Below are 18,453 nucleotides of genomic sequence, written 5' to 3'. Positions count from 1 at the left end.
GGCTCAGCTTTCGGGATAGGTCACACGGCAGCTTTCGATCCGGGCGCTGACAGGGCCAACGAGTGCCGCACGCCGCGCTTTCAGGCCATCAAGTTTTCGGGTCTCGGCTGCCGGATCGATGGCAACGGGCCGGCGAACCGTGTCGAAGACCGGTTCGAAACACATGCGACGCGGATGGCCCGGATCGAACAGGCCGTTGTCGCAGCGCTGCCAGACATGGCGCACGATCTCCCGTTCCTCATACGCGTAGCCGCGCGCCAGGTTGGCCTCGGCTTCGGCAGTCAGATGATCGAGCGTCCGGATTTCGCGCGTTGCTGTGCGTATGCATTGCTCTTGCTTCGTGCCGCATGCTGCAACCATTAGGACAAATGCTGCGATTAGATATGCCGTGCGCATCGTCGCCCTCTCATACCGAACCACCGCAGGCAAACTGACTTGCCGCAATCGCGGCCCGAAGCCGATCGCGGCGCGCCAGAAGTGCATCGAGCTTGCGCGCCTCGGCCTCCGCGTCGATCGCGACCGGCCGGGACCGCCTACCGGGGTCGGTGCAGAAACTCACACCGACATTGGATTCGTGTCCGCCGACGCAGAAGTTCACGGTGGCCCCGCTGTCGACCCGCTCGCGTCGGTAGCCTCGCGAGATATCAGCACGGGTTTCTTCGATAAGCCGCTCGACAATCCGAAGCTCACGAGTCTCTGAACCGGCGCAATGCGTGGTCGTGTCGGCGCAGGCACTCGCGAGCGACAGGCAAAGTAGTGCGGGACGAAACATTAGGCGGAAGGATAAAACCATGAGGCGACTCGCGACGAGAGAAACTCCTGTCAGCATACAGTTTTGTCGGGCCGGAGCCAGCGGGGCGGGACGCCACCTTCGTCGTTCTGGTATGGTGTCGACGGGTCTGCTAGGCAGAAGAGGGCGGGTCGTGACTGGGGTGAGTATGCAGGCATTGGAGCTTGAAGAGGAAAAGGCGCGCGCGACTGCATGGTTCCGCGCACTGCGCGACGAAATTCTCGCAGCCTTCGAGGCGATCGAAGAGCGGCACGAGTCAGGCCCCTTGTCCGATCGCGCGCCGGGCCGCTTCGAACGCAGCCAGACCCTTCGCGATAGCGATGACGGCACCGACGCAGGGGGCGGCTGCATGAGCGTGATGCGCGGCGGCCGTGTCTTCGAAAAGGTCGGTGTGAACGTCTCGGCGGTCTACGGCAAGTTGGGCCAGCGCGCACAGGCCGCAATGGCCGCGCGTGGTGTGCCGGGAATGGAAAAGGACCCGCGGTTCTGGGCCTCCGGCATCAGCCTGGTCGCCCATATGCAGAACCCTCATGCACCGGCCGTGCACATGAACACGCGCATGTTCTGGACCCCGAATGCCTGGTGGTTCGGCGGCGGCGCGGACCTCAATCCCTGCATCGAGTATGCCGAGGATACGAGCCACTTTCACGCAGTGCTGGCGGCGGCCTGCGACCCGCACGACGCCAACTACTATACGCGCTTCAAGTCCTGGGCGGACGAATATTTTTTCGTGCCGCACAGAGGCCGCGCACGGGGCGTGGGCGGAATCTTCTTCGACGACCTGAATACAGGTGACTGGCAGGCGGACTTCGCCTTTGCGCGCGATGTTGGGCGCGCCTTCTTGCCGGCCTTCCTTCCGATTGTCGAACGGCGACTGAAGCACCCCTGGGACACGGCCGACCGCGAAACGCAGCTCATCCATCGCGGGCTCTACGCGGAATACAATCTCGTCTACGACCGGGGCACGAAGTTTGGCCTGGAGACAGGACATGACGCGAATGCGGTGTTGATGAGCCTGCCGCCGCTTGCCAAGTGGCTTTGACGCCTCGGGGCCGGTCGCGCTGCCCGCTCCGGCCTCATTGCCGCCGCCCGCTGCACACGCTATGAGGCCGCCGAGCGAAACGGACGGAGGGCGGAATGAAGGCGGCTGACTGCGCAACGATGACCGACGTCCGCGCCGAGATCGACAGGATCGACCGCGCGCTGGTGGCGCTTCTGGCTGAGCGCTCGGGCTACATCGATCGCGCGGCCGAGCTGAAGCCGGCGCTGGGTTTGCCCGCGCGAATCGACGCGCGGGTGGAAGAAGTTTTCACAAAGATCCGTGCGGCAGCGCGGCTGGAAGGGCTCGACCCGGCGCTCGCCGAAATGCTCTGGCGGCGCATTATCGACTGGTCAATCGCCCGCGAAGAGACGACGATCGGCGATCGCTGAGCGCCGTTGCACACGCGGCATACTCACTGGCCTAGCGTCTTGAACTCTCCCCTCGGGTCGGGGCCGATGCCAAGCCAGCCTGCCGTCACCTCGGCAATCCGTTCGATGATACGGTCCTTTTCGGCTTCGCCCTGCATCGCCGCGAAGACCGCAATGGCACCCAGATTGGCTTCGACATCGGCGCTGATTTCCACCGGTTCGGTAAGCTCTTCTCCGGTATCAGAGTCGACCGCCTGGATCGTGAAGTCGATGTTGTGGACCGCTGAGGGAGCCAGGGCGACAGCGGCCGGCGTCACGCCGTGGAATCTCGACAGGAGGACGTGAAAATCGACCTCTCGCGTCCCGTCCAGACCGTCGGCGCCCTCGGTCACGCCCGCTCTCACGATCTCGGCGACCTGTGCCTTGCGGTCGCCCGGCGGATCGCCGTGCCAGACGATGTCGGCATCCGGAACCAGCGTGTTGATGTCGGTAACTGTCAGGTCCTCGGGCACCTCGACCTGCACCGCCCCGGCATGCCAGCCGTCAGAAACTGATGCGTCGACGGATTCGTCATAGGAAACCGACCAAGTTGAGCCACAGCCGGGCAGGAGACCGCAGGCCGCAGCAACAGAAAACTTTCCGAAAAGCTTCAATATCCGCATCACTCGTATTCCGCTACCGGTACGACACTGTGTAGTCCCGTGCTTTCACCGCACCTCATATAGCACGATCCCCGATGCCGCAAGTTTGCGGGCCGGGGGGGGTGCGTCCCGCGGCGGTCATCCGCAGTAGCCGAGAACCGAGCGCCCAGGTGCGCGTCAATGGCGCGCAGGCGCAAGGCCTTCCTGATACCATCTGATGAAACTGAAGATCGAGAAGACCGGCAGGCCGCACGCGGCCCTGATATCGGCCGCGTAGGGCACCATGTTGGTGCATTCGAGAACGATCGCCCCCAAATCGGGATTCGCCGCCCGAAGCGCCAACGCGGCCTCGACATTGTCCTGCCGAGCGAGTTCGGTGTCGAGCTCGGCCTCGTCATTCAGAATGACCCGAGTGAACTCGCGCCCGCCCTCGGTCGATCCCACGGGCGTTCCCGGCGGGACCCCGGCCTTGTCGAGATGAGCCGGCGTCAGCGTCGAGCCCGAAATCGTGAGGATCCCGGCACGCCGACCCTTGGGCAGCAGCCGGTTCACGAGTCCGACCTGCATGAGCGACGAGGTCGCGACCGGCACGCCCACCGCCTCGGCAAGCTCATCTTGGAAGAGCGACAGGAATCCGCAGTTCGTGGTGATCCCGTCGGCGCCGTCGCGGGCAAGATCGCGGGCGGCGGCGATGAAGGCGGGTAGCGTGCCTTCTGCGCCACGTCGCACCACCCGGTCGGGCGTCGCATCGCGAACGACGCGGTAGAGCACCGGAAAGGGCCAGGTCAGCGCGTTGCCCATGTCGCCCGGTATGCGGGGGAAGCGCGCGTCCAACATCAGGATGCCGACTGCCGCGCCGTAGATGGATTTGCCGCCCTGAACCTTGACCACCTTCCGCGCCTCCCTGACCGAAGCTTCGCTATTCGTTGACACAGTGGACGTGGCCAAACAAGCTTCGCATCGGAGCGGGAGCGTCCAGGGAGTGTCCGAGGTGCCAGAACAGGGCGGAAACCAGATGACCGGCGCCGAGGCGATGGTGCGTATGCTTCAGGCACATGGTGCTACCCATATGTTCGGCCTGTGCGGCGACACGACGCTGCCGTTCTACGACGCGCTCGCCCGGCTCGATCACGGCATCACCCATATCTTGACGCGCGACGAGCGGCACGCGGCCTACATGGCCGACGGCTACGCGCGAATGAGCGGCAAGCCCGGCATCTGTGAAGGCCCTTCGGGCGGCGGCGCGACATACATCCTGCCTGGCGTGGTAGAGGCCAACGAAAGCTCGGTGCCTGTGCTCGCGATCACAACCGATGTCGCGACCACCTCGCGCGGGCGCTACCCGCTGACCGAGCTTGATCAGGTGGCGCTGTTCCGGCCGCTGACGAAGTGGAACGCGTCGCTCGACCAGCCTGACCGGCTGCCGTCGATGGTCCGGGCGGCGTTTCGGGCCATGACGACGGGGCGGCCGGGTGCTGCGCACCTCGCCCTTCCGTTCGATACTCAGAAAGCCCCTGTCGATCCGGCCGAGATCTGGGCCGACCCGCGGCACCGGGCGTATCCTGCCGAACGCAGCGGGCCCGATCCGGCAGCGATTGGGGCGGCGGCCGATCTTCTTGACGCCGCAATGCGCGCTGTGGCGATCTGCGGCGGCGGGCCGGTCCTGTCGGGCGCGTGTGACGAAGTCGCGGCGCTGGCCGAATTGCTGGACCTGCCTATCGCCACGACCGTCTCGGGGCAGGGGGCGATCGCCGAGACGCATCCTCAGGCGGTCGGCGTCGTCGGATCGAACGGCGGTGTTCCGGCCACGCGCGCGGTGGTGGACGAGGCCGATCTGGTCATATTCATCGGTTGCCGCGCAGGCTCGGTGACGACCGAGCGCTGGCGTTCGCCCAAGCCGGGCGTGAAGGTCATCCATATCGACAGCGATCCGATGGTGATTGGCGCGAACTATCCGACCGACGTCGCGATTCCGGCGGATGCGAAACTGGTGCTGGCGGCGCTGTTCGACGAACTTGAGCGGCGCGGTCACTCAAAAGGTCAGGACGGCAAGGTACGTGCTGCCGCTGCTTGGCAAATCAAGCTTGTAGCTATGCAGCCGCTGGCGGCCAGCGCCGAGATACCGATACGACCCGAACGTGTGATTGCCGCCCTGTACGCGCGGCTCGACGTCGACGCGATTGTCGCTGCCGACCCGGGAACGCCGTGCCCCTATTTCTCGGCCCACTACCGGTGGCGCGAAGCGGGCCGACATTTCATCACGAATCGCGCCCACGGGGCCCTGGGTTACGCACTCGCCGCCGCCATGGGAGCGCACACGGCGCGGCCGGGCGTGAAGACGGTCGCGGTGATGGGCGACGGGTCGTTCGGCTTCTGCTGCGGCGAGTTCGAGACGATCGTCCGTCACCGGATGCCGATCACCTCGATCGTGTTCTCCAACGCGACCTTCGGCTGGATCAAGGCGGGCCAGAACGTTGGTTTCGGCAATCGGTTCTACAACGTCGATTTCGGCCGCACCGACCATGCGGCCGTCGCCAGCGCATTCGGCGTGAAGTCGTGGCGGGTAGAGGATCCCGAGAGCCTCGACACGGTCCTGAAGGATGCGCTGGCCCATGACGGACCGACGCTGGTCGACGTGATTTCCCAGCCGCTGCATGAGGCGGCGGCACCGGTTTCGGAATGGGTGGCTTGATGTGAGCGAACTCGACGACCGGATCGTTGCGATGGATCTCTGGCACTGCGCGTTGCCGGTGTCGGGACGCCGCGATCACGGCATCGGAACCGTTGCGGGCGCGGTCGAGGTCGTGATCCTGCGGCTGACCACGGAAGGCGGCGTCGAGGGCTTCGGCGAGGCCGCGCCCTGGGTCGTCTTCACCGGCTCGCCCGAAGCGAGCTACGCGGCGCTCGACCGCTATATTCGTCCCCACGTCGTCGGACGCGCCGTCGCCGATCATGCCGCCATTCTCGCCGAGGCGAGCCGCGCGATCGTCCACTGTACCGAGGCGAAGGCCGCGCTCGACACAGCCCTTCAGGATCTTGCGGGCAAGCTGACGGGCCGGCCGGTCTGGGCACTTCTGGGCGGAGACGGGCCTGCGCTGATCCCGCTGTCGTGCTCGATCGCGAGCCCGGATTTCGAATCTGACAAGGCGCTCCTGAAGCGGCTCGAAGCGGACGGCGTGCGCATCGTGAAGCTCAAGGCGGGCTTCGCCGGACCGGACTTCGACCGCATGCGGCTCGATCACATCCGCGAGCATCACCCCGATTTCGCAGTGCGCGTCGACTACAACCAAGGCCTCAGCCGGAACGCGGCTTTGCGCGACGTGCCCGAGATCGCCGCCTATGGTCCCGATTTCATCGAGCAGCCCGTCGCCGCGGGCGACTGGGCGACGATGTGGACGCTTCGAAACCTCATCGACGTGCCGCTTCTGGCGGATGAAAGCGTCTTCGGGCCCGATGACATGGCGAGTGCTATCGATCAGGACATCTGCGACGGCGTGTCGGTCAAGATCATGAAGGCCGGCGGCCTCGCGCGGGCACAGGACGTCGCGCGCATCGCCGGGGCGGCGGGGCTTGTTGCCTATGGCGGTGACATGTTCGAAACCGGCCTCGCGCATCTCGCGGGCGCGCACATGATCGCGGCGACACCCGAGATCACGCTCGGCTGCGAATTCTACCAGGCGCGCTATTTTCTCGTTGAGGACCTGCTGTCGAAACCCTTTCCGATCGAGGACGGATGCGTTGTCGTGCCGGACGGGCCGGGGCTCGGCTGCGATCCCGACATGGAGCGGGTCGTGAAATACGCGATCGCGGGGCCGGGGAGGGGTGGCGCATGAGCGGCGAAAGGAAGACTGTCGTGATCGTGGGGGCCGGGATCGTCGGCGTCTCGACTGCGATCTGGCTACAGCGCGACGGCCACGATGTCGTCCTGGTCGACCGCAAGGGGCCGGGCGAAGGGACGAGCCACGGCAATGGCGGTGTGCTAGCCTCCAGCTCGATCATTCCGGTGACGGTGCCAGGACTTCTTCGCAAGGCGCCGCGGATGCTCTTCGATCCGAACCAGCCGCTCTTCATGAAATGGCGCTACCTACCGCGCCTGATGCCGTGGCTTTTTCGCTACCTGCGCACTGCGAATGACGCCGCGGTGCACCGCCGCGCGGCCGCGCTGTATCCGATCATTGGTGATAGTCTCGCCGATCACCAGGCGCTGGCCGAACGTACTGGCGCCGAGCGGTGGATCGTGGCGTCGGACTATCTCTTTCTCTACAAAGACCGCGCCCATTTCGACGGCGATGCCTTCGGCTGGTCGGTGCGCGAGGCGCACGGGTTCACTTGGGAGGTCCTGGAGGGCCAGGCGTTCCGCGACTACGACCCGAGCTTCGGGCCAACGCTGGGCCTCGCAGTCAAGCTGGCGGGTCACGGCCGCATCGCCGATCCGGGCCAATACGTAAAGGACCTCGCCGCCCATGCCGAGGGGCAGGGCGCGCGCATCCTTCGGTCCGATGTCGAGGATGTCGTGCGTGACGGTGGCCGTGTGACGGGCGTCCGTGCGGGTGGCGAGACCATCCCATGCGACGCCGCGGTGATCGCCACCGGGGCTTGGTCCGGCCCGCTCGCCCGCAAGCTCGGCCTCAATGTGCCGATCGAGACCGAACGCGGCTATCACCTGGAACTTTGGGAGCCGTCAGTGATGCCGCGTTCGCCGGTAATGGTCGCGTCGGGCAAGTTCGTCGTCACGCCGATGGACGGGCGGCTGCGGCTCGCCGGGATCGTCGAGTTCGGCGGACTCGACGCGCCGCCGTCCCGCGCGCCCATCAAGCTTCTGGAGCGCAGTATCCGCGCCGCGATCCCGGGAATTTCGTGGAATCGAACCGTCGAATGGATGGGCCACCGCCCGTCCGTCGCCGACTCGATCCCCTTGATCGGGGCGATTCCGGGTATCCAGGGCGCTTATGCGGGCTTTGGCCATGACCATGTCGGGCTGACGGGCGGGCCGAAGACCGGGCGCGTTCTGGCGCAGCTCATCGCGGGCCGGACGCCGAACATAAGCCTTGCCCCATATGCCCCCGACCGCTTTAACTGACGAACAAGCCAAAAAACCGCAGAACCGACAAAGGGAGTGAACCATGAACACATCGGCGAAACTCTTCGCCGCCGCGGCCGTTGCCGTGGCCGGAGCGACCGGCGCCCAGGCCGAGAAATGGGATATGCCCATGGCCTATGCGGCGACGAATTTCCATTCCGAGGTCGGCGCGAATTTCGGCGCCTGCGTGACCGAAGGCACGGCGGGGGAGCTGGAAATCGTCACCCATCCGTCGGGCTCGCTTTTCGCGGGCAACGAGATCAAGCGGGCGGTGCAAACTGGCCAGGCCAATATCGGCGAGCGCCTCTTGTCGGCGCATGAGAACGAGAACCCGCTTTACGGAGTCGACTCGATCCCATTCCTCGTCTCGTCCTTCGATGAGCACGAGAAGCTGTGGGAGATCGCCGGGCCGAAAGTCGCTGCGGCGCTGGCGGAGGAGAACCTTCACTATCTCTATTCGGTGCCGTGGCCTCCGCAGGGCCTTTATTTCAAGAAGGAGGTGAACTCGGTCGCCGATATGGCCGGAATCAAGTTCCGCTCCTACTCCACCGCGACGGCGCGCATGGCCGAGCTTACCGGCATGCTGCCGGTGCAGGTCGAGGCGGCCGAGCTCAGCCAGGCGCTGGCGACCGGCGTGGCCGAAAGCTTCATCTCCTCGGGCGCGACCGGCTATGACCGCAAGGTGTGGGAACATCTCTCGCACTTCTACGAGGTGGACGCCTGGCTGCCGCGCAACGCCGTCATGGTGAACATGGACGCCTGGAACGGCCTGTCGGACGAGACCAAGGCAGTGTTGGAAGATTGCTCCGCCAAGGCCAAGGCCGAGGGGTTGCAGCGGTCGAAGGAATACACCGAGTTCACTTTGAACGGCCTCAAGGAGGGCGGCATGACCGTCGGTCGTGCGGGCGACGCGCTCGTGGAGGAGCTGAAAGCCATCGGCGCCACGATGACCGAGGAATGGCTGGAACGGGCCGGTGACGAAGGCCGGGCCATTGTTGACGCGTACAAGGGCGGCTAGGCCCGCCCGGCGGGCCGGGTCCAACCGGCCTGCCGGACTTCTCCGGGGGACAATCGATGGCCGCGATGCGGGCGCTCAGGCGCTTTCTTGACTTTCTCTATCTCGCGGGCGGCGTGATCGCCGCCTTTTTCCTGATCGCAATCCTCGTTCTCATCGTGCTTCAGATGCTCGCGCGGTGGACAGGGCAGGTGTTTCCCGGTGCGACGGATTATGTCGGCTACTGCATGGCGACGGCATCCTTCTTCGCCTTCGCCTACGCGCTGAACCACGGCGCGCATATCCGCGTTTCGCTGTTTCTGAACGCGCTCGGCGACAAGCGCCGCTGGGCGGAGATCTGGTGCTTTGGCATCGGAGCGGTCATCACCACATATTTCGCGCGCTACGCGGTCAAGGGAAACTACTGGTCCTGGAAATTGAACGAGATCAGCCAGGGTCTCGACGCGACGCCGATCTGGATACCTCAGCTGGCGATGTCGACCGGGACGATCCTGCTGGCGGTGGCGTTCTGGGACCACCTCCTGCGGCTCATATTCACCGGCGAGCACGGCATCCGGACGAACCTCGTCGACCAGAGCCACGCAGAATAGGGGCCGAAGATGGAACAGCTCGTACCGATCGGGATATTCCTCTTCGTCCTCTTCTTTCTTCTGGGGTCGGGCGTCTGGGTCGGGCTTGCGCTCATCGGCGTTGCATATGTGGGGATGGACCTTTTCACCACGCGCCCCGCTGGCGACGCGATGATCACCAAGATCTGGACCTCGTCCTCTTCGTGGACACTGAGTGCCTTGCCGCTGTTCATCTGGATGGGTGAGATTCTTTATCGGACCCGATTGTCGGAGGACATGTTCCGTGGTCTCGCGCCTTGGATGGCGCGGCTGCCCGGGGGGCTCGTGCACACCAACATTGTCGGATGTACCGTCTTCGCGGCCGTCTCCGGCTCATCGGCTGCGACGCTGACGACGGTTGGCAAGATGTCGATCCCGGAACTGCGCAAGCGCGAGTATCCCGAGACGATGATCATCGGCACGCTCGCCGGCGCGGCCACGCTTGGCCTCATGATCCCGCCCTCGCTGACGCTGATCGTCTATGGCGTCACGATCAATGAATCGATCACCAAGCTCTTCATGGCGGGCGTGTTCCCGGGCCTCGTGCTCGCGCTCATGTTCATGACCTATGTCGCTCTGATGTCGGTCTTTTCGCGCGAGTTCTCGCCCACGGCAGAGCCGCCGATGTCGATCCTCGAAAAGCTCAAGAACTCGCGGTTCCTGATCCCGGTCATCTGCCTCATCCTCGTGGTGATCGGCTCGATGTATCTCGGCTATGCGACGGCGACCGAGGCGGCGGCGTTCGGCGTGATCGGATCGCTGATCCTCGCCGCGGGCCAAGGCTCCCTGACTCTCGCCACGTTTATCGACAGCCTGATGGGCGCGGTGCGCACCTCGGCGATGATCGCGCTGATCCTCTCGGGGGCGGCGTTTCTGTCGCTGTCGATGGGATTCACGGGGCTACCGCGCGGGCTCGCCGACCTGATCGCCTCGCTTAATCTCAGCCGGTTCGAGCTTCTGATGGCGCTTCTCGTCTTCTACATCGTGCTCGGTTGCTTCCTCGACGGCATCTCCTCGGTCGTGCTGACCATGGCCGTGGTCGAACCGATGATCCGCGAGGCGGGCATCGACATCATCTGGTTCGGTATCTTCATCGTCGTGGTGGTGGAGATGGCGCAGATCACGCCGCCGATCGGGTTTAACCTCTTCGTACTGCAGGGCATGACCGGGCATGAGATGAATTTCATCGCCCGTGCCGCTATACCGATGTTCCTGATCATGGTGGTAATGGTCTTCGTCCTGATCTCCTTCCCCGAACTGGCCACCTGGCTGCCTGATAACATCCGACAGCGACCAGGCGGCTGAGTTGAGACGGGTGGGCCGGGTCCTCGCGGCTGCGGGGCGCTTCGGGCGGCTGCTTTTGGTCGCGGGGCTTTTGGCCGGGCTCGGCCTGCCCGGCCTCGCGCTGGCGATGCGGCCCTGGCTTCCGGATCTCATCGCGCTGATGATCGGTGTCGCCGCTCTGCGGATCGGGCCGCGGCAGGCACTGGGCGCGGTGCGCCAGCTACCGCAGCTTATCGGCGTCGTGCTGGCCTATCAGGTGGCCTTGCCCATTGCCGTCGCGGTCGTTTTCTGGCTCGCTGGCTTCGAGGGCATAGCGATCGCGACCGCGCTCATTCTCATGGCGGCGGCGCCTTCGATCTCGGGCAGCCCCAACCTGACGATTCTGGTCGGCGGCGACCCCGCCCCGGCGCTTCGACTCGTCATCATCGGCACCGCGCTCCTGCCGCTGACGGTGGTTCCGGTCTTTCTCGTCGCCGGCGGCTTTGGCGGCGTGGCGTCAGTTCTTGCGGCGGCGACACGGCTGATGGGCGTGATCCTCCTTGCCGCCTCCGTCGCGTTTCTTCTGCGCCGCATGCTTTTTGGGACGCCGAGCCCCGAGGCGATCGCCGCGATGGACGGTGTGTCCGCAATCGTTATGGCCGTCGTTGTCGTGGGGCTCATGTCGGCGGTCGGCCCCGCGCTCAGAACCGACCCGGCGGCCTTTGCCGGATGGCTCGTCGCAGCCTTCGCCGCCAATCTCGGGCTTCAGATAGCGGCCGCTCTGGCCCTTGGTCGAACCGGGCTTGCGGCGGACAGGACTGCGCTGTCGATCATCGCAGGCAACCGGAACATCGCGCTCTTCCTCGTCGCGCTGCCGGCGAGCGCCACCGACCCGATTCTCCTGTTTATCGGCTGCTATCAAATCCCTATGTACCTGACGCCGATTCTCATGAATCGCTTCTACAGTACGCTTCAGGCGCGCGAATGAACCCAGGCGACGGCGGGCTACACGCTATCAAGTCATGCCGGGAAAACGCTCAGGATTTGGTGGAGCCAAGGGGAGTCGAACCCCTGACCTCTTGAATGCCATTCAAGCGCTCTCCCAACTGAGCTATGGCCCCACCGGAGGTCCGGGCACCTTGGCCCGCGTGAGGCGCGATATAGGCAAGGCCGCGCGGGGGCGCAAGGAAAAAAGTGGGTCGAGAGATTGAAATGCAAACGGGCGCGGATGCCCGCGCCCGGCACCGGCGGATCGGCGGATTGGACAGCTCCGACGTCTCAGCTGTCGTCGTCGGAGCTCGCGACATCCGCGATCTCGTCGAGCGAGACGTCGTCGTCGTCGTCATCATCCTCAAGCAGATCGTCGTCCAGATCGGTGTCGCTGCTATCATCGTCGAGATCTTCGTCGTCGGTCAGATCATCGACTTCGACATCCTCTTTCTTCGCGGCCTTCTTTTCCGCGATCACTGCGCGGCCGCGGCCGGAGGTCAGGCTTTCGGCGGTGAAGGTATGCCCACATTCGGGGCAGGTCATCGGGTCGCGCTGCAGGTCGTAAAACCGGCTCGCGCAGTGCGGGCAAAGGCGCTTGACGCCCCATTCGTCCTTGGGCATGGAAATCTCCCTCCGTGCGCGTCTATTCGAAAGTCGGTGCGCTCTGCCACATGAGCGGGGGCCTGTCAAAGCCTTTCGGTTTCGACCGGGCGGCGCGCCGCTCGGGGGGCTTCCCACCGGGCCGAAAGCGGCTAGAGTGCGCCCGAGCGGAAGGACATCCATGCCCGAGCACATCCTGGACGGCGAACCGCCCCTTGCCATCACGCTTCGCCGGTCGGCGCGGGCACGGCGATTCTCTCTTCGTGTCTCGCGGCTCGACGGGCGCGTGACCTTGTCGATGCCAGCCCGCGCGCACGAGGCCGAGGCGCTCGATTTCGCCCGCTCAAAGGCGGCGTGGCTGCGCGCGATGATCTCAGAGGCGGGCGAGCGGGAGACCGTGGGAATCGGCACGCGGCTGCCGGTCGAAGGCCGGCCTCTGGCCGTCACCGCGGCACCGGTGCGCGCAGTCCGGGCCGAGGGTGGGGCGCTCTTGGTGCCGGGAACCGCAGACCGCGCGGGTCGCCGCGTACAGGCCTTCCTGAAGCTCCTTGCGCGTGACCGGCTCTGGGTGGCAAGCCGGGTTCATGCCGGGCGGCTCGGGCGGCCGTTCTCACGGCTCACGCTGCGTGACACGCGGTCGCGCTGGGGGTCGTGCACGCAAGACGGCGGCCTGATGTATTCCTGGCGGCTAATCATGGCGCCGCCCGAGGTGCTCGACTATGTCGCGGCGCACGAAGTCGCGCATCTGGCCGAGATGAACCACTCGCCCGCGTTCTGGGGCACGGTCGCCGAGCTCCTGCCGGGATACGCGCGCCACCGGCAATGGCTGAAACGGAACGGCGCGGCGCTGCACAGGTGGGATTTCGTCGGCCGGTGATGCGCAATGGCCGATTGACGGCGTCGGGTTGCCGTGATCACATCCCGCCATGCTGATCCCGTCCCGCGCCGCCGATCCCGGCCAGCCCGCGCATGACCGGCTCTACCGGTCGCTTCGCCAGCAGATCATGCATGGCGAGATTGCTCCGGGACAGGCGCTGACACTGAGAGGGCTCGCCAAGAGCTACGGTGTGTCCATGACCCCGGCACGCGAGTCGCTGAGGCGGCTCGCCGCGGAAGGCGCGCTGACGCTGTCCTCCTCGGGCCGGGTGTCGACGCCGGACCTTTCCAACGACCGGATCGAGGAGCTTGCGACTCTGCGCTCGCTGATCGAGACCGAGCTTGCCAGCCGCGCCCTGCCGCGCGCCCATATCGCGCTGATCGAGCGCTTGCAGGCGATCAACATGGCCAATGCCGAGGCGGCGGTGAAACGCGACGCGGTCGGCTATATCCGCACCAATCTGGAGTTTCACCGCACGCTCTACCTGCGCGCCCAGGCGCCGGCGATGCTGGCGATCGCCGAAACCGTGTGGCTACAGCTCGGCCCCACGATGCGCGCACTTTATTCCCGCCTGTCCCGGTCCGAGCCGCCGCAGCATCACCGCATGATCATCGCCGCGCTCAAGGCCGGCGACGAGCCGGCGCTGCGGCTTGCGATCCGCACGGATGTCACGCAAGGACTGCGCCACCTCGCAGCGTGAGGGCCGGTCGCTTCGATGTCACTCCCCGAGCGCGATCCCCTCGCGCCTCGGATCGGCCCCGCCCTTCAGACCGTCCGGACCGAGAGAGATCGCGTGAAGGCCAGAGGTCAGGTCGCTCTGGTTGGTCTCATATCCCATCGCCTGAAGCTCGGCTTCAAGCGCGGCCGCATCGGTGCCTTCCTCGAGATCGTACGTCCCGAAGCGGTTCACCAGATGCGGCATCGCGACGGCCGCCTGCACGTCCATGCTCCAGTCGAGATGGGCAATGATCGCCTGCGCCACATAGCCAATGATCCGGCTGCCACCTGGGGAGCCCACGACCAGAACTGGCGCGCCGTCCTTCAGCACGATAGTCGGCGCCATGGACGACCGCGGGCGCTTGCCCGGCTCCACCCGATTGGCGATCGGCACACCATCCGAATGGCTCTCAAAGGAGAAGTCGGTCAGTTCGTTGTTCAGAAGGAACCCGCCCGGCGCCATCAGGCGCGAGCCAAAGCCGTTCTCGATGGTCGTGGTCATCGACAGCGCGTTGCCGTCGGCGTCGACGATCGAGATATGCGAGGTTGAAGGCATCTCGATTGGTACGTCGTCGGCCCAGAGAAGCGCGTGATCGAAGGCCGGGGCGCCCGGCGCCACTTCGGGCAGCGCGTCGTCGCCGGAAAGAAGCTCCGCCCGGCTGGCGAGATATTCCCGGTCCACGAGGCCCTTCGTTGGGACTGGCACGAAGTCGCTGTCGGCCATGTAGCGGCCTCGGTCCGCGAATGCGAGACGCGAGGCGTCGCCAATGAGCCGCCAGGCTTCGGATGATTGCGGATCGAGTGACGCAAGGTCGTAATTGTCGAGCATCCCGAGGATCTGGCCCACGGTCAGTGCGCCCGATGATGGCGGCCCCATGCCGCAGATCTCATGCGCGCGATAGCTGGCGCAGACGGCGGGCCGTTCCTTGACCCGGTAGAGCGCCAGGTCGTTAAGCGCCAGGTGGCCCGGATTGCCCGGCGCCGTGCGCACCGTCGTCACGATGCCCTCGGCGATTCCGCCGGAATAGAACGCCCCGGCGCCGAGTGCCGCGATGGTTCTGAGCGTCTCCGCATAGGCGTGGTTTCTGAGTGAGTCGCCCTCGGCGATCGGGGTGCCGCCCGGCAGGAAATAGTCGCGCGTCGGCCCGAACCGCGACAAGCGGTCGGCGTCCTCCTCAACCAGCGACGCGAGGCGGCCCGAAACGGTGAAGCCCTCGTCGGCATGGGCGATCGCGTCGTCGAACAGCCCTGCCCAGTCGAGTCGGCCCCACCGGTCATGCGCCGCTTGCAGCAGCGCGGGTGTGCCGGGCGTGCCGACGCTGAGGCCGCCCACCACCGCGTCGAAAAAATCCAGGGGCGCGCCTGCCGCGTCCTGAATGAGCGTGGGCGTCGCGGCGAGAGGGGCGGTTTCGCGGCCGTCGAGCGTTGTCAACCCGCCGGTCGCGCTGTCATACCAAACGAGGAATGCCCCGCCGCCGAGGCCGGAGGACTGCGGCTCGACGAGGCCGAGCACCGCCTGAACCGCGACCATCGCGTCCGCGGCGCTGCCACCCGCGCGCAGAACCCGCGCGCCGGCCTCGACAGCAAGGGGACTGGCTGCGGCGACCATCCAGTCCTGCGCCTCGACCGGCCGCCCTTCGGTCTTGGCGGCCAGAGCGGCGCCGGCTGCCTCGCTCAGCGTGACGGCGTCCGCGCCGTCGCCCGCCGCTTCCGGGTTGACGGCGTCGGCTGCTTCCTGGGCGAGCGCAGCGGCGGCGAAGAGGGTGGCTGAGAGACTGAGAAGCTTGAGATAGGCCATGAGTCATCCTCTGCATTCGGAATGAACAGACAGGATAAGTCTTACCACAACTTCCGCGAGTAGCGCGGCGCGTTTCCCTTGCTGATACCGGGTCAGTGCGACGCCTGTGTCGCCCGTTGGATCAGGCGTGAATGGGCCCGTCTCCACAGGCGAGTGCGGCTTCGCGCACGGCTTCCGAAAAGGTCGGGTGAGCGTGACAGGTCAGCGCGATGTCCTCCGCCGCCGCACCGAATTCCATGCCGACGCAGATCTCGTGGATCAGATCGCCTGCCGCGGGCCCGATGATATGGGCGCCGAGGATGCGATCTGTTTCCTTGTCGGCCAGCAGCTTCACGAAGCCCTCGCCCTGAAACACCGCCTTCGCGCGGCCGTTGCCCATGAAGGAGAACTTGCCGACCTTGTAGGCGCGGCCTTCCTCTTTCAGCTGCTCCTCGGTCTTGCCGACGGTCGCGACTTCGGGCGTGGTGTATATCACGCCGGGGATTACGTTGTAGTTAACGTGGCCGGCATTGCCCGCGAGAATCTCGGCCAGGGCCATGCCCTCGTCTTCGGCCTTGTGTGCGAGCATCGGGCCGGCGATCGCGTCGCCGATCGCGTAAATCCCCTTGATATTCGTAGCGAAATGGCCGTCGGTCTTGACCTGGCCGCCCTTCTCCAATTCCACCCCGAGCTTGTCGAGGCCGAGCCCTTCGGTGAAGGGGCGGCGACCTGTGGCGACGAGCACGCAGTCGGCGTCGAGCGTCGCCTCGCTGTCGTCCTTGCGGAGCTTGTAGGTGACGGTCGCTTTGCCGCGCTTGACATCGGCACCTTGAACGGCCGCACCGAGGATGATCTCAAGTCCTTGCTTTTTCAAAATTCTCTGGAAGGTCTTCTGGACGTCGCCGTCCATGCCGGGGGTGATCTGGTCGAGGAATTCGATGACCGTCACCTCGGTGCCGAGGCGGGCATAGACGGAGCCGAGTTCCAGACCGATCACCCCCGCGCCGATCACGACCATGGTCTTCGGCACTTTCACAAGCTCTAGCGCGCCGGTGGAGGTCACGACGGCCTTTTCGTCTACTTCGACACCCTTCAGGCTGGAGGCCTCGGACCCCGTTGCGATCACGATGTGCTTCGCCCCGTGGGTCTCGTCGCCGACCTTGACCTTGCCCGGTCCGGGGATCGAACCCCAGCCCTTGAGCCAGGTTATCTTGTTCTTCTTGAAGAGAAATTCGACGCCCTTGGTATTTTGGCCGATGACGTCGTCCTTGTAGGCGACCATCTGCTTCCAGTCGACAGAGGGCGCCTTCCCTTTGAGCCCCATCTTGGCGAAGTTCTCCTCGGCCTCGTGCAGCATGTGGCTGGCGTGCAGCAGCGCCTTGGACGGGATGCAACCGACGTTGAGGCAAGTGCCACCCAAGGTTTCGCGGCCCTCGACGACGGCGGTCTTCAATCCCAGTTGCGCGCAGCGGATGGCCGAGACATAGCCGCCCGGACCGGCGCCGATGATGATCACGTCGAACTCAGCCATGGGTCACTCCTTTGGTCATTTCCGGTGTTTGCCGGGCGTCGGCAAGACGTATGGCAAGCGTATGACATCCGTCCCGACACGTGTCGTGCCGGGCGGCGGTGCCGGACGGGGGGCCGTCTGCCCCCCGCCGCGGCCGTTCCGGCCGCGCCCCCCGAAGGTATTTCGGAACAGAAGAAGAACCACCGGTCATTACGCCATCAGCGCCGCGAGATAGAGAAGCACGGTGGCGGCGAAGCCCACGAGCCAGAGGAGCGTGCGAATGCCGGTGATGCCGAAACCGTAGGCAGGGACGTAGAGGATGCGTGCGAGCAGGAAGACCTGCGCGGCGGTCAGCGTGGCGGCGCCGAATGCGTCCTTCAGCGCGAGGATCAGGACCGCCGGCGCGAAGAGCGCCATCGCGGTGATCGAGTTCGTCAGCGCGCGGTCGAGCCGGCCGGTGATGCCTTTCAGTGTCCGGTGGTCGTCGCGCGACGAGATCAGGTAGCCCATGCCGAGCTGGCCCATCGAGCCCGTCACCTTGAGGATCAGGATGAGCGCGGTGAAGAGCCCGTAGAGCGCGAGGATGTTGAGTTCGCTGGACATGGGAGCGGATCCTTTCCGGGTCTGGGCTCAGGCAGTGCGGAGGAAATGGTAATCGCCGTCCCGCACCCCGGCGCGCTTCGCGTGCATTTCCGACTGCGGCGCGTCGAGGAAAGCCTGCGCCTTGGCGTGGTCGTTGACCTCGAAGAGGAACCAGACGCGGTTGGGCTCGCCGTCCTCGCGCCAGAGCTGGAGGAGGCTGAGACCCGCCTGGCCATGCGCCTCGCGGTCGGCGTCGAAGACGTCCTTCCAGGTTTCGTAGTCGTCGATGTCGTTGCGGCAGAGGAGTTGCATGGTGTGGGTCCTCTCGAATGTATTACCGGGCTGAAGCTGTGCGCCATACACACTCTATGGCTTTTTCAGTTCAACATGCTCGGCGAGGTTTACCCCCAGGCTAATTTGTGGAGCCCACTTACCAATATCGGCGCATGCACTCACCGCAGCTACAGATTGAGACTTTAGTTGTTGGGCATACTTAATGCCAAAGCAAACAACTGCGACCGCTTTTTGTCGCTGCTCCGCTTTGTCATACTCGGCGCGAAGAATGCGTCCGAGATCGTCCGCAGTCATACCGA

Annotated in this window: 21 protein-coding genes and 1 tRNA gene; 11 read left to right on the top strand and 11 right to left on the bottom strand. The window is 65.4% G+C overall.

From position 1 onward, the window contains the following. Window positions 1–3 precede the first annotated feature (3 nt). Together DEA8626_RS19210 and DEA8626_RS20920 are read right to left on the bottom strand one after the other, a co-directional pair. Complete coding sequence (locus DEA8626_RS19210; RefSeq protein ID WP_108854865.1) at window positions 4–396, bottom strand: hypothetical protein; 393 nt, start codon at window positions 394–396, stop codon at window positions 4–6. A 10-nt stretch (window positions 397–406) separates the two neighbouring features. Then, the gene (locus DEA8626_RS20920) at window positions 407–793 is read right to left on the bottom strand and encodes a hypothetical protein (RefSeq protein ID WP_146188907.1); all 387 of its coding nucleotides are present in this window, start codon (window positions 791–793) and stop codon (window positions 407–409) included. Between the two features lie 145 nt (window positions 794–938). On the opposite strand from DEA8626_RS20920, the gene hemF reads away from it, so the two are divergent. Continuing rightward, window positions 939–1,832 carry an oxygen-dependent coproporphyrinogen oxidase gene (gene hemF, locus DEA8626_RS19200; RefSeq protein WP_108854863.1) on the top strand — a complete coding sequence of 298 codons (894 nt, stop codon included), beginning with the start codon at window positions 939–941 and terminating at the stop codon, window positions 1,830–1,832. A 95-nt stretch (window positions 1,833–1,927) separates the two neighbouring features. Beyond that, window positions 1,928–2,221 (top strand): chorismate mutase, encoded by a 294-nt coding sequence (locus tag DEA8626_RS19195; RefSeq protein ID WP_108854862.1) that lies wholly within the window; start codon window positions 1,928–1,930, stop codon window positions 2,219–2,221. A gap of 23 nt (window positions 2,222–2,244) precedes the next feature. Here DEA8626_RS19195 and DEA8626_RS19190 read toward each other — a convergent pair whose 3' ends face one another. Continuing rightward, the gene (locus DEA8626_RS19190) at window positions 2,245–2,862 is read right to left on the bottom strand and encodes a DUF6778 family protein (protein WP_108854861.1); all 618 of its coding nucleotides are present in this window, start codon (window positions 2,860–2,862) and stop codon (window positions 2,245–2,247) included. Window positions 2,863–3,018: 156 nt separating this feature from the next. Next, on the bottom strand, window positions 3,019–3,732 hold the full coding sequence (locus DEA8626_RS19185; protein WP_108854860.1) for an aspartate/glutamate racemase family protein: 714 nt from the start codon (window positions 3,730–3,732) through the stop codon (window positions 3,019–3,021). 124 nt (window positions 3,733–3,856) lie between these two features. Between DEA8626_RS19185 and DEA8626_RS19180 the strand changes: the two genes are divergently transcribed. From DEA8626_RS19180 to DEA8626_RS19150, 7 genes are read left to right on the top strand one after another with little or no spacing between them, the layout of a single operon-like run. Next, a complete protein-coding gene (locus tag DEA8626_RS19180) occupies window positions 3,857–5,533 on the top strand; it encodes a thiamine pyrophosphate-binding protein (RefSeq protein WP_108854859.1) in 1,677 nt (558 codons plus the stop codon). 1 nt (window position 5,534) lies between these two features. Continuing rightward, the gene (locus DEA8626_RS19175) at window positions 5,535–6,674 is read left to right on the top strand and encodes an enolase C-terminal domain-like protein (RefSeq protein WP_245890932.1); all 1,140 of its coding nucleotides are present in this window, start codon (window positions 5,535–5,537) and stop codon (window positions 6,672–6,674) included. Further along, window positions 6,671–7,921 (top strand): NAD(P)/FAD-dependent oxidoreductase, encoded by a 1,251-nt coding sequence (locus DEA8626_RS19170; protein WP_108854857.1) that lies wholly within the window; start codon window positions 6,671–6,673, stop codon window positions 7,919–7,921. The genes DEA8626_RS19175 and DEA8626_RS19170 overlap by 4 nt, the downstream gene beginning before the upstream one ends. A 43-nt stretch (window positions 7,922–7,964) precedes the next feature. After that, a complete protein-coding gene (locus DEA8626_RS19165) occupies window positions 7,965–8,939 on the top strand; it encodes a TRAP transporter substrate-binding protein (protein WP_108854856.1) in 975 nt (324 codons plus the stop codon). Between the two features lie 56 nt (window positions 8,940–8,995). Further along, window positions 8,996–9,526 (top strand): TRAP transporter small permease, encoded by a 531-nt coding sequence (locus DEA8626_RS19160; RefSeq protein ID WP_108854855.1) that lies wholly within the window; start codon window positions 8,996–8,998, stop codon window positions 9,524–9,526. Between the two features lie 9 nt (window positions 9,527–9,535). Continuing rightward, window positions 9,536–10,849 (top strand): TRAP transporter large permease, encoded by a 1,314-nt coding sequence (locus tag DEA8626_RS19155; protein ID WP_108854854.1) that lies wholly within the window; start codon window positions 9,536–9,538, stop codon window positions 10,847–10,849. 10 nt (window positions 10,850–10,859) lie between these two features. Then, entirely contained in the window at window positions 10,860–11,795 is a 936-nt protein-coding gene (locus DEA8626_RS19150) for a hypothetical protein (RefSeq protein ID WP_108854853.1), read from the top strand. A gap of 57 nt (window positions 11,796–11,852) precedes the next feature. On the opposite strand, the gene DEA8626_RS19145 is transcribed toward DEA8626_RS19150, so the two are convergent. After that, a tRNA-Ala gene (locus DEA8626_RS19145) sits at window positions 11,853–11,928 on the bottom strand. Between the two features lie 157 nt (window positions 11,929–12,085). Beyond that, on the bottom strand, window positions 12,086–12,418 hold the full coding sequence (locus DEA8626_RS19140) for an FYDLN acid domain-containing protein (protein WP_108854852.1): 333 nt from the start codon (window positions 12,416–12,418) through the stop codon (window positions 12,086–12,088). Between the two features lie 160 nt (window positions 12,419–12,578). On the opposite strand from DEA8626_RS19140, the gene DEA8626_RS19135 reads away from it, so the two are divergent. Further along, the gene (locus DEA8626_RS19135) at window positions 12,579–13,274 is read left to right on the top strand and encodes a M48 family metallopeptidase (protein ID WP_108854851.1); all 696 of its coding nucleotides are present in this window, start codon (window positions 12,579–12,581) and stop codon (window positions 13,272–13,274) included. Window positions 13,275–13,323: 49 nt separating this feature from the next. Continuing rightward, entirely contained in the window at window positions 13,324–13,974 is a 651-nt protein-coding gene (locus DEA8626_RS19130) for a GntR family transcriptional regulator (RefSeq protein WP_108854850.1), read from the top strand. Window positions 13,975–13,992: 18 nt separating this feature from the next. Here the strand turns inward: DEA8626_RS19130 and ggt are convergent, their stop codons facing one another. From ggt to DEA8626_RS20915, 5 genes are all read right to left on the bottom strand, one after another. Further along, window positions 13,993–15,789 carry a gamma-glutamyltransferase gene (gene ggt, locus DEA8626_RS19125; RefSeq protein ID WP_108854849.1) on the bottom strand — a complete coding sequence of 599 codons (1,797 nt, stop codon included), beginning with the start codon at window positions 15,787–15,789 and terminating at the stop codon, window positions 13,993–13,995. A gap of 121 nt (window positions 15,790–15,910) precedes the next feature. Next, a complete protein-coding gene (lpdA, locus tag DEA8626_RS19120; protein ID WP_108854848.1) occupies window positions 15,911–17,299 on the bottom strand; it encodes a dihydrolipoyl dehydrogenase in 1,389 nt (462 codons plus the stop codon). A 189-nt stretch (window positions 17,300–17,488) separates the two neighbouring features. Beyond that, window positions 17,489–17,881 carry an MAPEG family protein gene (locus tag DEA8626_RS19115; protein WP_108854847.1) on the bottom strand — a complete coding sequence of 131 codons (393 nt, stop codon included), beginning with the start codon at window positions 17,879–17,881 and terminating at the stop codon, window positions 17,489–17,491. 27 nt (window positions 17,882–17,908) lie between these two features. Then, window positions 17,909–18,172: a hypothetical protein gene (locus DEA8626_RS19110; protein WP_181366527.1), complete on the bottom strand. Its 264-nt coding sequence runs from the start codon at window positions 18,170–18,172 to the stop codon at window positions 17,909–17,911. 54 nt (window positions 18,173–18,226) lie between these two features. Then, window positions 18,227–18,448 carry an HTH-like domain-containing protein gene (locus DEA8626_RS20915; protein WP_146188906.1) on the bottom strand — a complete coding sequence of 74 codons (222 nt, stop codon included), beginning with the start codon at window positions 18,446–18,448 and terminating at the stop codon, window positions 18,227–18,229. Window positions 18,449–18,453 lie beyond the last annotated feature (5 nt).

Origin of the sequence: Defluviimonas aquaemixtae, from assembly GCF_900302475.1 — a bacterium.
In the GTDB taxonomy this organism is placed as follows: Bacteria; Pseudomonadota; Alphaproteobacteria; order Rhodobacterales; family Rhodobacteraceae; genus Albidovulum; species Albidovulum aquaemixtae.
Note: the sequence above shows the minus strand (reverse complement) of the source record. Positions and strands in the feature narration are given on the sequence as shown.

Bases quoted from the DNA above. Each gene is read 5' to 3' on its own strand.
- DEA8626_RS19210 (WP_108854865.1), bottom strand. From the start codon at position 396: ATGCGCACGGCATATCTAATCGCAGCATTTGTCCTAATGGTTGCAGCA.
- DEA8626_RS20920 (WP_146188907.1), bottom strand. From the start codon at position 793: ATGGTTTTATCCTTCCGCCTAATGTTTCGTCCCGCACTACTTTGCCTG.
- hemF (WP_108854863.1), top strand. From the start codon at position 939: ATGCAGGCATTGGAGCTTGAAGAGGAAAAGGCGCGCGCGACTGCATGG.
- DEA8626_RS19195 (WP_108854862.1), top strand. From the start codon at position 1,928: ATGAAGGCGGCTGACTGCGCAACGATGACCGACGTCCGCGCCGAGATC.
- DEA8626_RS19190 (WP_108854861.1), bottom strand. From the start codon at position 2,862: ATGCGGATATTGAAGCTTTTCGGAAAGTTTTCTGTTGCTGCGGCCTGC.
- DEA8626_RS19180 (WP_108854859.1), top strand. From the start codon at position 3,857: ATGACCGGCGCCGAGGCGATGGTGCGTATGCTTCAGGCACATGGTGCT.
- DEA8626_RS19170 (WP_108854857.1), top strand. From the start codon at position 6,671: ATGAGCGGCGAAAGGAAGACTGTCGTGATCGTGGGGGCCGGGATCGTC.
- DEA8626_RS19165 (WP_108854856.1), top strand. From the start codon at position 7,965: ATGAACACATCGGCGAAACTCTTCGCCGCCGCGGCCGTTGCCGTGGCC.
- DEA8626_RS19160 (WP_108854855.1), top strand. From the start codon at position 8,996: ATGGCCGCGATGCGGGCGCTCAGGCGCTTTCTTGACTTTCTCTATCTC.
- DEA8626_RS19155 (WP_108854854.1), top strand. From the start codon at position 9,536: ATGGAACAGCTCGTACCGATCGGGATATTCCTCTTCGTCCTCTTCTTT.
- DEA8626_RS19140 (WP_108854852.1), bottom strand. From the start codon at position 12,418: ATGCCCAAGGACGAATGGGGCGTCAAGCGCCTTTGCCCGCACTGCGCG.
- DEA8626_RS19135 (WP_108854851.1), top strand. From the start codon at position 12,579: ATGCCCGAGCACATCCTGGACGGCGAACCGCCCCTTGCCATCACGCTT.
- DEA8626_RS19130 (WP_108854850.1), top strand. From the start codon at position 13,324: ATGCTGATCCCGTCCCGCGCCGCCGATCCCGGCCAGCCCGCGCATGAC.
- ggt (WP_108854849.1), bottom strand. From the start codon at position 15,789: ATGGCCTATCTCAAGCTTCTCAGTCTCTCAGCCACCCTCTTCGCCGCC.
- lpdA (WP_108854848.1), bottom strand. From the start codon at position 17,299: ATGGCTGAGTTCGACGTGATCATCATCGGCGCCGGTCCGGGCGGCTAT.
- DEA8626_RS19115 (WP_108854847.1), bottom strand. From the start codon at position 17,881: ATGTCCAGCGAACTCAACATCCTCGCGCTCTACGGGCTCTTCACCGCG.
- DEA8626_RS19110 (WP_181366527.1), bottom strand. From the start codon at position 18,172: ATGCAACTCCTCTGCCGCAACGACATCGACGACTACGAAACCTGGAAG.
- DEA8626_RS20915 (WP_146188906.1), bottom strand. From the start codon at position 18,448: ATGACTGCGGACGATCTCGGACGCATTCTTCGCGCCGAGTATGACAAA.